We start from the raw sequence: 11,900 nt of genomic DNA, 5'->3' as shown, positions 1-11,900 counted from the left end.
CAGAACCTGTTCTATCTTGACGACCCGTCAGATCCGGTGTGTGCAGGATGCGGGATGCGGGAGGGCAGGGCTGTGGACTTCACCTTCACCGAGGAGCAGCAGGCGGCCGTGGAAGCGGCGCGGGCGGTCTTCTCCGGCGTCGCGCCCGACACGGTGCCCAGCCCCGCGCTCACGCAGGGCGCGGTGGCCGAGGACTTCGACCGGCCACTATGGGCCAAGCTCGCCGAGTCCGACCTGCTGAGCCTGGTCATCGGCCCGGAGTACGGCGGCGCGGGGCTCGATCCGATCGCCCTCTGCCTCGTACTGCGCGAGTCCGCGAAGGTGCTGGCCCGGGTGCCGCTTCTGGAGACCAGCGCTGTCGCGATGGCTGTAGAGCGGTACGGGAGCGCCGAGTTGGCACGGGAACTGCTGTCAGCTGTCGGCCGGGGCGAGTTCGTACTCACCGTCGGCGCCAACGGCCGCACCGGCCATGATCCCGCCGAGCTCGGGGTCACCGCCCGTCCGGAAACCGGCGAAAGCGGTGGTGGCGGGAACGGCAGCTGGGTGCTCGACGGTGTGCAGACCGCCGTGCCGTGGGCGCACAGCGCGGACCGTATCGCCGTGCCCGCGCACACCGGTGAGGGCCGCGCCGTACTCGCCCTCATCCCCCGCGTACACGAAGGGCTCACCCTCGCCGAGCAGTTCTCGACCAGTGGGGAACGCTTCGCCGAGGTCCGCCTCGATTCCGTACGCGTCGAGGCGCGCGCGGTCATCGACGCCGAAGGCGCATGGGAGTGGCTGCGTGATCTGCTCGCCACCGGCACCTGCGCGCTGGCACTCGGCCTGGGGGAGGGCGTACTGACGATGACCAGCGAATACACCGGAAAACGCGAGCAGTTCGGGTTCCCCGTCGCCACTTTCCAGGCGGTCGCCGTCCAGGCTGCCGACCGTTATATCGACCTGCGTGCGATGGAAGCCACGCTGTGGCAGGCCGCCTGGCGCATCAGTACGGGTGCCGGGGGCGCGCTGCCGGCGAGCGGCGACGTATCGGTGGCGAAGATCTGGGCCTCCGACGGGGTGCGCAGAGTCGTGCAGACCGCTCAGCATCTGCACGGCGGGTTCGGCGCCGACACCGACTATCCCCTGCACCGGTACCACGCCTGGGCCAAGCAACTGGAGCTGTCACTCGGCCCGGCCGCGGCCCACGAGGAAGCGCTCGGTGACCTGCTGGCGGCGCACCCGCTCGCCTAGCCGAGTCACAGGGGCCGGACGGGCGCCCGGCGCCCGGCGCCCGCCGGAACGTGCTCGTCAGAGGACGAAAGCCGGGGTTCCGTTGTCGGTGACCATCGGGCGCCCGGCACCGTTCCACGCCTGCATGCCGCCGTCGACGTTCACAGCGTCGATGCCCTGCTGCACCAGATACTGCGTGACCTGCGCCGAACGCCCGCCGACCCGGCACATCACATACGCCCGGCGGCCGTCCTCGACCGCCTCGGTCACCTCACCGAACCGCGCCACGAAGTCGCTCATCGGCACATGCAGCGCGCCCTCGACATGCCCGGCCGCCCACTCGTCGTCCTCACGGACATCCAGCACCAGGGCGTCGGCCGGCACAGCGGCGACATCCACCGACGGCAGCTGGGCGAAATTCATGGGTCATGCCTTCTCTCGTACGTATCGGCAGGTCAGTCGTACCCGCAGGTCACTCGCGCTGGCTCATCACTCGTACCGGCGGGCACTCGTACCGGCTGGTCACCTGGAACGCTACTGCACCAGCTCCGCGAGTTCCGCCTCACGACCGGCCACCTCGGCCAGCAGCTGCTCGGCGATCTCGTCGAGCAGCCGGTCGGGGTCGTCGGGCGCCATCCGCAGCATCGAGCCGATCGCGCTCTCCTCCAGCTCCCTGGCCAGCACTGCCAGCAGCTCCTTGCGCTGGGCCAGCCACTCAAGGCGGGCGTAGAGCTCCTCGCTCTCGCTGGGCCGCGCCTCCTCCGGCACCGGCCCGGCCGCCCACTCCTCGGAGAGCTCCCGCAGCAGGGCCTCGTCGCCCCGGCCGTAGGCCGCGTTGACGCGGGCGATGAACTCGTCGCGCCGGGCGCGTTCGCCGTCCTCCTGCGCGAGGTCGGGGTGCGCCTTGCGGGCGAGCTCGCGGTAGAGCCTGCGCGCCTCCTCGCTGGGCCGCACCCGCTTCGGCGGCCGCACCGGCTGATCGGTGAGCATCGAGGCGGCTTCGGGCGAGAGCCCGTCGGAGTCCATCCAGTCGTGGAACAGTTCCTCGACGCCGGGCATGGGCAGCACCGCGGCCCGCGCCTCACGTGCCTTGCGCAGATCCTCGGGGTCACCGGTGAGCGTGGCCTTGGCCTCGGCGATCTGGGCGTCGAGCTCGTCGAGCCGGGCGTACATCGGGCCGAGCTTCTGGTGGTGCAGGCGGGAGAAGTTCTCCACCTCCACGCGGAAGGTCTCCACGGCGATCTCGAACTCGATCAACGCCTGCTCGGCCGCCCGCACAGCCCTGTCCAGCCGGGCTTCGGGCCGCTCCGCGTTCTCCGGGGGCTCGGTGTTCTCCGGGGCCTCGGTGGGGGCGGTCGGGGCGGTCGTCTCTTCGGCAGGTTCGTCCGTCACCGGTCCAGCGTACGGGCGCGGGGGGTGGGGGCCCTCCCTCCCCCTCCCCCCACCCCTCCCCGCCCCCCGCCTCACACCCCCAGCTCCGCCCCCACCCGCCCGTCCCTGATCGCGGCCAGCAGGGTGGCGTGGTCGGCCTCCGTGCGGTCGGCGTAGTGGACCGCGAAGCCGGCCACGGCTTCGTCCAGCTCTTCGTTCTTGCCGCAGTACCCGGCTATCAGCCGGGGGTCGGCGCTGTGCGCGTGGGCGCGGGCGAGCAGTGCGCCCGTCATACGGCCGTAGTCGTCCAGCTGGTCCGGGGCGAGCGCGGCCGGGTCCACGCTGCCCTTGCGGTTGCGGAACTGGCGTACCTGGTAGGGCCGTTCATCGACGGTGGTCCAGCCCAGCAGGATGTCGCTGACGACCTGCATCCGCTTCTGGCCGAGGACCACGCGGCGGCCCTCGTGGCCCACCTCCGGCGCGTGGAATCCTGCTTTCGCCAGGTGCGGCAGCAGGGCGGAGGGGCGCGCCTCCTTCACCTGGAGCACCAGGGGCTCGCCCCGGTGGTCGAGGAGCAGCACCACGTACGAGCGTGTTCCGACGCTGCCGGTGCCGACGACCCGGAAGGCCACGTCGTGTATCGCGTACCGCGCGAGCAGCGGCAGGCGGTCTTCCGACAGGGTCTTCAGGTATTCGCCGAGCGAGGCGGCGACAGCGGCGGCCTCCGCGTCGGGCACCCGGCGCAGTACCGGCGGCGCGTCGACGAAACTGCGGTGGCCGTCGAGGCTCTGCTGGGTCGCCTTGGCGGCGAAGCGCGCGCTGGTGTTGTTGCGGGCCTTGGCCGACACCCGTTCCAGGGTGCCGAGCAGGTCCCGGGCGTCGGTGTGGGAGACGAGTTCCTCGTCGGCTATCGCGTTCCATGCATCCAGCACCGGCAGCTTCGCCAGGAGCCGCATGGTCCGGCGGTAGGCGCCGACCGCGTCGTAGGCCGCGGCCCGGCAGGTGTCCTCGTCGGCGCCCGCGACCCGGCCGGCCAGGACGAGTGAGGCCGCGAGGCGCTTGAGGTCCCATTCCCAGGGGCCGGGCACGGTTTCGTCGAAGTCGTTCAGGTCGATGACGAGTCCGCCACGCGCGTCGCCGTAGAGGCCGAAGTTCGCGGCGTGGGCGTCGCCGCAGAGCTGGGCGCCGATGCCAGTGGTCGGGGTGCCGACCAGGTCGTGGGCCATCAGTCCGGCGGCGCCGCGCAGGAACGCGAACGGGGAGGCGGCCATCCGGCCGACCCGGATCGGGGTGAGCTCGGCCACCCGGCCCCGGTTCGACTCCTCGACGGCGCGCACGGCGTCCGGCCGGTCGGCGGAGAGGGCCAGCGCGTCGTGCGAGGAGCGGGGCACGCGGTCGCGCAGCGCCTTGCCGTCGCCCTTCGGCGAGCCGGGCGTGCGGTCCGGTCCCCGGCCGTTGCGGTGCCGGAAGCCCGGCACTTGCGGTATCCGGATCTGCCCGCCGTCGGGCACCGCTCGCAGTACCGGAATCACCGCCTCGACATCGCTCATCGCGCGCCGCCTCCCCCGTCCTCGTACAACATCAACAGCTCGACTGCCATGACCGTACAGGCGGTGGACGATGGGCGTCTCCCCCTGTGGATAACTCCCGTCGGCGGCCATACGGCAGGCCACCGGCGGGAGTTGTCCACAGATTGTCTGCGGCGTTGTCCACGGACTTGTCCGCTCAGACAGCGACCGCTTCCTCCAGCTCTTCCTCGACCTCTTCGTCCTCTCCGGCACCTTCCCGGACCTCGCCCCGGCCTTCGGCGCCGCCACTCACCGCAGCCGCACCCTGCGCCGCTCCCGCAGCCGCCACCGCACCCCGCCGCGCTCGCGCCTCGGCCAGCGCCGCGATACCCACCAGCGCGATGCCCGCGAGCAACCACAGGGTCAGGACCAGCACATGGCCGCCGAGGCCGTGGCCCGCGAAGTACACGTGGCTGCGGGTGCCCTCGACGAATCCGGCGCCGTTCCAGAAGGCGTGCAGCGCGCCGAAGAAGCCGGGCTGGAGTTCGGGGCGGAAGATGCCGCCGGAGCTGGTGAAGTTGAGCATCACGAAGAGCACCATCACGCCGAGCGTGGTCCACCGCTTCAGGAACGTGTGCAGCCCGACGCCGATGAGCAGGATCCCGGCCGAGTACAGCCACGACATGGCCCACACGCCACCGAGTCCGTGGTCGACGAGGTGGAACATCGGGCCCGCGAAGACCGCGCCGATGCCGCTGACCAGGAACGACATGCCCAGCGCCAGCAGCGCCCTGATCCGCAGCGGCAGGACCGCACCGGCGCCGCCGATCACCGCGACGGACGCGTACGAGCCGATGCTCAGCGCGACCAGCAGGAAGAAGATGCCCTGCCCGGTCGGGTCGCCCTTGGCGAGGTCGGTCACGTCGGTCACCTTGAGCGGCGCGTCCTGCGCCGCCGCGACCTTGGTGAAGACCTTCTCGACGGCGGTGGCGCTGGTGTCGGAGGAGGCGGAGGCGACGAGCAGTTCGGGCCTCGCGCCGGGGATGTACGCGCCGTAGACCTGCTGCTGTTCGAGGGCGTGGACCGCCGAGGCCCGGTCGGGCACGGTACGGACGTCGAGAGCGCCCGCGCCCTTGTCCTGGAGGGTCTGGGCGAGCACCTGCGCGCTGGGGCCCGACCCGACGATGTCGACCCGCAGGTCGTGCGCCTGCGGGCTGTGGAAGGCCCCCAGGTAGGCGAGGCCCATCCCGATGCACATCAGCAGGGGGGTGAGGAGATGGCCGAGCACATGACGCAGGGGGCTGGAAGCGGTACCGGCGGACACCACGACTCCAATGGTTGGCTTATACAACTCAAGCGATACGTTGTACTCTACAACCACTTCTTTGAAAGGGCGAACGCCCAGATCAGAGCCTGCAGCCAGCCATCACCGCCGACTGCTGCCCCACGACCCGCATCGCCGCCGCCAACGCCGATGTTTCACGTGAAACAACGCACCGCGCGGGCACCGGTCGGGCCCCAGGAAGGCCAAAGCCACGCCGACCCAGCCCGCTACAGCGCCGCTACAACCCCGCGTCCCGCGCCAGCAGAGCCGCCTGCACCCGGTTCTCGCACTCCAGCTTCGCCAGGATCCGGCTCACGTACGTCTTCACCGTGGCCTCGCTCATATGGAGCCGCTTTCCGGCGTCCGCGTTCGACAGGCCCTCGCCGAGCAGCGCCAGCACGTCCCGCTCCCGCTCGGACAGCACGCCCACCCGGCGCCGCGCCTGCTCGCCCCGCGCCGCCGCGCGCCCCGTGGCCAGCTGGTCCACGACATGCCGGGTCGCGGCGGGCGACAGATAGGCATCCCCGGCCGCCGCCGCCCGTACTGCGCGGATCAGCTCGGCCGGGGCGGTGTCCTTCAGCAGGAAACCGGCGCTACCGTGCTCCAACGCCCGCAGCACGTTCTCCCGCTCGCCGAACGTCGTGAGGATGATCACGTGCACCGAGGGGGTCGTCCTGCGCAGCTCGGCCAGCGCGGTCAGCCCGTCCATCACCGGCATCTGGATGTCGAGCAGCACCACGTCGGCGGCGTGGGCGCGCGCCGCCTCGACGGCCTCGCGGCCGTTCGCCGCCTCCGCCGCGACCTCGATGTCCGGGTCCGACGTGAGAATCATCCTGATTCCCGCGCGGATCAGCGGTTCGTCGTCCGCGATCACGACCTTGATACGCGGACTGTGCGACCCACGTACGCCCTGCATATCGCCCGTGTCGCCCGGACCGAGTGGACCCGTCACTCCTGCTCCCGTCCTGGCGCCGCGCTACCGCTCGACGTCGTAGGCCTTCTTCTCGATCAGCTTGCCGTCCTTGAAGCAGAACCGGAACACCGGCTCGGTCTTCAGGCTGTCGCCGACCTCCGAGGACATCAGCACGAGGCACGACGACCCGGCGGGCTCGGCCGGGCCCTTGCCGGACAGGCCGGTCGTGAGGAAGGTGTCGCCCTTCGGGAGCCGGGCGCGTACGTCCTGCTCGGCCGTGCCCACCTTGATCTTCTCGTACTCGGCCGGGTCGATCATGCCCTTGTCCGCCGACCCGGCGACGAAGAAGAGCGCGAAGCCCGCGGCCACCACCAGCAGCACCATCGCCGCGAACGCGATCCCGCAGCCCAGTGCGATGCCGCCGCCCCTGCTCCTGCTGCTCATGGCCAACTCCCTCTCCGCGACCTTCAGGTCGACGTCCCAGCCGTCGCGCCGACCGACCGGGTGCCGGCCGGTCCGCGTCGTACCGGCCGGACCACCGTCGCCGGGCGGGAGCTCTCGCGACTGCTGCCGGAAGTCGTCCCCCGCGTCGACGAAGGTCGCCGCCTCCGCCGCCCCGTACGGCAGGACGCCCGCCACCCGGAAGCCGCCGTCCTGGGTGCGCCCGGTGTGGACCATCCCGCCGACCAGTCGGGCCCGCTCGTGCAGCCCGGTCAGGCCCTGGCCGCCGCTGACGACCTCGTCCGACGGTGGCCCGGCCACGGGCCCGTTGACGACCTCGACGACCAGGGAGTCGGGCTCGTAGCGCAGTTCCACCGCGATGGGGGCGCCCGGGGCGTGCTTGTACGCGTTGGTGAGCGCCTCCTGGACGATCCGGTACGCGGCGTGGTCGGAGGCGGCGGCCAGTTGCCGGGGCTCCCCCGTCTCCCGCAGCTCCACCGTGGTGCCCGCCGCCCGCGCGGCCGCCACCAGGGCCTCGACTCCGGCGGTGCCCCGGGCCGCGCGCTGCGCCTCGTCGGCGTGGTCCGGGGCTTCGACGCCGTCGCGCAGGATGCCGACGACCTCGCGCAGTTCGTGCATCGCGGCGACCGATGCCTCCCGCAGCACCCCCACGGCCTCGCGCTGGCGGCCCGTCAGCGCGGGATCGACCTCCAGCGCCCCCGTATGCACGGAGATCAGCGCGAGCTGGTGGCCGAGGCTGTCGTGCATGTCCTGGGCGATGCGCTGGCGTTCGCGCAGCCTGGCCTGTCCGGCGACCATCGCGCGCTCGCGCAGCAGCTGGGTGTTGCGCTCCTGCATGGTCTGCAGCAGGGTGCGCCGCTGGTACCAGTAACGGCTGGCGAGGCCCGGCACGACGGCCGTCATCATGAAGAAGAGCGCCGCGAACAGACCGAGGAGGAGCGGGGGCCCGTCTCCGTGCTCGGCGATCTGAGTGACCGCCAGATACGCGGCGAAGCCGCCGCAGAACGCGAACAGCGCCCGCCCAGCCCCGATGATCCGCCGCCCCGACGAGCAGGCCACGATCAACAGCAGCAGCGTGGCCGCCGGGCTGACCCCGACCAGCGCGGACGTGGCGACCAGCACACCCGCGGGGAAGCGGCGGCGCAGCGGCGACAGGACGAGGACGGCGGCCGCCTCCAGGCCCGGCAGCACCACTCCGCCGTGGATCGCCGAGCTCAGCCCGCCGGCCAGTGCCGCCAGGCACAGGGCGAGCGCCGACTCGCCGACGATCCTGCGGCGCGACCAGCGCTCCGGCCCGGCCAGCCGGCGTCTGGCGTCCCGCAGGCCGTCCCGGATTCTCGATGACACATCCACGCCCGCACCCTAGGCAGCGGACCCCGGCCCCGACGGCTCTCTTTGGTCGCGCCCCGCCGAGACGAAAGTCTCCGCACCGATCCGCCTCGCCGGTCCGCACCGTCGGTCCGCCGCGCCAATCCGCCGCGCCGATCCGTACGTACGGGAACATCACCGCGTACACGGTCACGCGTCCGCGAAGAAGCGCACGCGAAAACGCGGAAGCCCCGCCGGTCAATGACCAGCGGGGCTTCCGTTCTGTGGGCGAGGGGGGATTTGAACCCCCACGTCCCGAAGGACACTGGCACCTGAAGCCAGCGCGTCTGCCGTTCCGCCACTCGCCCGAGTGGTGTCCAGTTCTTCGAACCGTTTCGGTCCGTTTCCCTGGCGACGTCGAGAAGATTAGCACGCAGCGCAGGGTGGATTCACATCCGTTGTTTCCGGCGGCCCTGGGGGGCACAAGAGGAGGAGAGGAGACGGGCCGACGCGACGGCAGGGGGACTCACAGGAACGTCACAGGGACCGCGGGGCAACCCATAGCGGCGCCACCCACTCCTCCACGGTGCACCCCGGGTGCGGGACACTGTCAGGAGGCCACCTCTACGATCCGTGTGAGAGGTGACACTCGTCCACCGGTCACAGAAGGGGAACCAGCCGATTTCCCGACGCGTGGATACGATCAGTAAGCAGTACCAGGACGACATCGACGGAGGAGGTGCCCCATGGGAGTCCTGAAGCGTTTCGAGCAGCGTCTCGAAGGCCTGGTCAACGGCACCTTCGCGAAGGTCTTCAAGTCCGAGGTCCAGCCCGTCGAGATCGCCGGCGCCCTCCAGCGCGAGTGCGACAACAACGCGACGATCTGGAACCGTGAGCGGACCGTCGTCCCCAACGACTTCATCGTCGAGTTGAGCCCGCCCGACTACGAGCGGCTCAGCCCGTACTCGGGCCAGCTGGGCGACGAGCTGTCCGGCCTGGTCCGCGACTACGCCAAGCAGCAGCGGTACACGTTCATGGGGCCGATCAAGGTCCACCTGGAGAAGGCCGACGATCTCGACACCGGCCTGTACCGGGTGCGCAGCCGCACCCTCGCCTCCAGCACCGACCAGCAGGACCTGCACAGCCAGCAGGAGCAGTTCGGCGGCCGGCCCCAGAGCCCCGCGCGTCCCGCTCCCGCCGCACCGCCGCAGTCCCCCCAGGGCCGCGGCGGCTACGGCTATCCGCCGGCCGCCGCGCCGCCGATGCCGGCCTCCCCGCCGCCCGGCGGGAACGGCGGCCCCGCCCGTCCGGGAGCGGACCGCCGTCCGGCGGCTCCGGGTCCCATGGCGTCCTCCCCGGTACGGCGCTGGATCGAGATCAACGGCACCCGCCACCAGATCTCCCGCCCGACGCTGGTGCTGGGTCGCAGCACCGACGCCGATGTGCGGATCGACGACCCCGGCGTCTCGCGCCGGCACTGTGAGATCCGGACCGGAACGCCCTCGACGATCCAGGATCTCGGGTCCACCAACGGCATCGTGGTGGACGGGCAGCACACCACCCGCGCTACGCTCCGCGACGGCTCGCGGATCGTCGTGGGCAGCACCACCATCGTTTACCGGCAAGCCGAAGGGTGAAGCGGGGGCAATGTCAGAGCTGACCCTCACGGTCATGCGGTTGGGTTTCCTCGCCGTACTGTGGCTGTTCGTCATCGTGGCCGTCCAGGTCATCCGCAGCGACCTGTTCGGCACGCGCGTCACCCAGCGCGGTTCGCGCCGGGGCGGCGACACCGGCCGCCAGCAGACCGGCCGGCAGGCCGCTGCTGCCGCTGCCGCGCCGCCGCAGCAGCGCGGCCAGCAGCCCGCGCCCGCCGGCCGCCAGCGCCGCGGAGCCCCCACCAAGCTGGTGGTCTCCGAGGGCACGCTGACCGGCACCACGGTGGCGCTGCAAGGCCAGACCATCACGCTGGGCCGGGCCCACGACTCGACGATCGTCCTCGACGACGACTACGCGTCGAGTCGGCATGCCAGGATCTACCCGGACCGGGACGGCAATTGGATCGTCGAGGATCTCGGGTCCACCAACGGCACCTACCTGGACCGGACCCGGCTCACCACCCCGACCCCGATTCCGCTGGGCGCGCCGATCCGCATCGGCAAGACCGTCATCGAGCTGCGGAAGTAGTACGACAATGAGCGAGCGGAGCGAGCGAGCCGCGGCGGTCCGGACGACGGACCGGGGCGGGCTCCCGACCGGAGGGTGGGCAGTGTGGCTCGACAAGACCGGCTGTACCCCGAGCCGACGGGCGAGGTGCGCATGAGTCTCTCCCTGCGCTTCGCCGCCGGATCCCACAAGGGCATGATCCGCGAGGGCAACGAGGACTCCGGTTACGCGGGTCCGCGCCTCCTCGCGATCGCCGACGGCATGGGCGGCCAGGCCGCCGGCGAGGTCGCCTCGTCCGAGGTGATCTCCACCCTGGTCACGCTCGACGACGACGTGCCCGGCTCCGACATCCTCACCTCGCTCGGTACGGCGGTGCAGCGCGCCAACGACCAGCTGCGCATGATGGTCGAGGAGGACCCCCAGCTGGAGGGGATGGGCACCACGCTCACCGCTCTGCTGTGGACGGGTCAGCGCCTGGGCCTGGTGCACGTGGGCGACTCGCGCGCGTATCTGCTGCGCGACGGTGTGCTCACCCAGATCACGCAGGACCACACCTGGGTGCAGCGGCTCGTCGACGAGGGCCGCATCACCGAGGAGGAGGCGACCACGCATCCGCAGCGTTCGCTGCTGATGCGGGCGCTGGGCAGCGGCGACCATGTCGAGCCGGATCTGTCGATCCGCGAGGTGCGGGCGGGCGACCGCTATCTGATCTGCTCCGACGGTCTGTCGGGGGTGGTCTCGCATCAGACGATGGAGGACACCCTCGCCAGCTACCAGGGCCCGCAGGAGACCGTGCAGGAGCTGATCCAGCTCGCGCTGCGCGGCGGCGGCCCGGACAACATCACGGTGATCGTGGCCGACGTCCTGGACGTCGACTCCGGCGACACCCTGGCCGGCCAGCTCAGCGACACCCCGGTGATCGTGGGCGCGGTCGCCGAGAACCAGCTCCAGCTCAACGACGGCGGGGCGATGCAGACCCCGGCGGGCCGCGCCTCCGGGCTCGGCCGTCCGACCCCGCCGCAGGGGGGCTTCGGCCCGCCCGGCAGCGGGGACGACTCCGGCTACGGCGCCCCGCCCGAGGGCGCCTTCGGCGCCTACACGGACGACGACTTCGTCAAGCCCCGGCGTGGCAAGTGGCTGCGCAGATCCGCCTACATCGTGCTCGCGCTCGCCGTGGTCGGCGGCGGTCTGTACGGCGGCTACCGCTGGACGCAGACCCAGTACTTCGTCGGCACCAAGGACGAGCACGTCGCGCTCTACCAGGGCATCAGCCAGGACCTTGCCTGGGTGAAGCTGTCGAAGGTGGAGACCGACCACCCCGAGATCGAACTCAAGTACCTGCCGCCGTACCAGCGCAAGCAGGTCGAGTCGACGATCGCGGAGAGCAGCCTCTCCAAGGCCCAGGCCAAGATCACCGAGCTGTCGACGCAGGCGTCGGCGTGCAAGAAGGACGAACAGCGGCGCGCCGCCGAGAGCCAGAACCCGCCGAAGACCGGCACGACGGCCTCACCGTCGCCGTCCGGCAAGCCCGGTTCCACCAAGACCACCGCCACTCCCACGCCCGGCCCCAGCCTCTCGGAGGATGAGCAGAAGCTGGTCCCGCAGTGCGGTAAGCAGTAGGCAGCCGTAGGGGGCCTTTCCA

Annotated in this window: 10 protein-coding genes and 1 tRNA gene; 4 read left to right on the top strand and 7 right to left on the bottom strand. The window is 71.5% G+C overall.

Going from position 1 to position 11,900, the window contains the following annotated elements; translation table 11 throughout:
* The first annotated feature begins 72 nt into the window (after positions 1-72).
* Positions 73-1,230, top strand: coding sequence for an acyl-CoA dehydrogenase family protein (locus tag BG418_RS27755; RefSeq protein WP_188277240.1), 1,158 nt, complete (start codon positions 73-75; stop codon positions 1,228-1,230).
* 57 nt (positions 1,231-1,287) lie between these two features.
* Here the strand turns inward: BG418_RS27755 and BG418_RS27750 are convergent, their stop codons facing one another.
* The 7 genes from BG418_RS27750 to BG418_RS27720 all read right to left on the bottom strand — a co-directional run bounded on the left by BG418_RS27750 (position 1,288) and on the right by BG418_RS27720 (position 8,463).
* Positions 1,288-1,632: a rhodanese-like domain-containing protein gene (locus BG418_RS27750; protein WP_188276734.1), complete on the bottom strand. Its 345-nt coding sequence runs from the start codon at positions 1,630-1,632 to the stop codon at positions 1,288-1,290.
* Positions 1,633-1,743: 111 nt separating this feature from the next.
* A complete protein-coding gene (locus BG418_RS27745; RefSeq protein WP_188276733.1) occupies positions 1,744-2,601 on the bottom strand; it encodes a hypothetical protein in 858 nt (285 codons plus the stop codon).
* 71 nt (positions 2,602-2,672) lie between these two features.
* On the bottom strand, positions 2,673-4,130 hold the full coding sequence (locus BG418_RS27740; RefSeq protein WP_188276732.1) for a DUF2252 domain-containing protein: 1,458 nt from the start codon (positions 4,128-4,130) through the stop codon (positions 2,673-2,675).
* Between the two features lie 175 nt (positions 4,131-4,305).
* Positions 4,306-5,412 carry a hypothetical protein gene (locus BG418_RS27735; protein ID WP_188277239.1) on the bottom strand — a complete coding sequence of 369 codons (1,107 nt, stop codon included), beginning with the start codon at positions 5,410-5,412 and terminating at the stop codon, positions 4,306-4,308.
* Between the two features lie 238 nt (positions 5,413-5,650).
* A complete protein-coding gene (locus BG418_RS27730) occupies positions 5,651-6,328 on the bottom strand; it encodes a response regulator transcription factor (RefSeq protein ID WP_188277238.1) in 678 nt (225 codons plus the stop codon).
* 60 nt (positions 6,329-6,388) lie between these two features.
* A complete protein-coding gene (locus tag BG418_RS27725; protein ID WP_317453776.1) occupies positions 6,389-8,140 on the bottom strand; it encodes a histidine kinase in 1,752 nt (583 codons plus the stop codon).
* A gap of 240 nt (positions 8,141-8,380) precedes the next feature.
* Positions 8,381-8,463, bottom strand: a tRNA-Leu gene (locus BG418_RS27720).
* Between the two features lie 378 nt (positions 8,464-8,841).
* On the opposite strand from BG418_RS27720, the gene BG418_RS27715 reads away from it, so the two are divergent.
* The 3 genes from BG418_RS27715 to BG418_RS27705 all read left to right on the top strand — a co-directional run bounded on the left by BG418_RS27715 (position 8,842) and on the right by BG418_RS27705 (position 11,878).
* Positions 8,842-9,732 carry a DUF3662 and FHA domain-containing protein gene (locus tag BG418_RS27715; protein WP_188276731.1) on the top strand — a complete coding sequence of 297 codons (891 nt, stop codon included), beginning with the start codon at positions 8,842-8,844 and terminating at the stop codon, positions 9,730-9,732.
* A 10-nt stretch (positions 9,733-9,742) separates the two neighbouring features.
* The gene (locus BG418_RS27710; protein WP_188276730.1) at positions 9,743-10,279 is read left to right on the top strand and encodes an FHA domain-containing protein; all 537 of its coding nucleotides are present in this window, start codon (positions 9,743-9,745) and stop codon (positions 10,277-10,279) included.
* 132 nt (positions 10,280-10,411) lie between these two features.
* On the top strand, positions 10,412-11,878 hold the full coding sequence (locus tag BG418_RS27705) for a Stp1/IreP family PP2C-type Ser/Thr phosphatase (RefSeq protein WP_188277236.1): 1,467 nt from the start codon (positions 10,412-10,414) through the stop codon (positions 11,876-11,878).
* Positions 11,879-11,900: the final 22 nt, after the last annotated feature.

This window comes from Streptomyces sp. CBMA152 (assembly GCF_014596475.1).
Lineage (GTDB): Bacteria > Actinomycetota > Actinomycetes > Streptomycetales > Streptomycetaceae > Streptomyces.
This window is presented reverse-complemented; position numbering and strand designations above follow the sequence as displayed.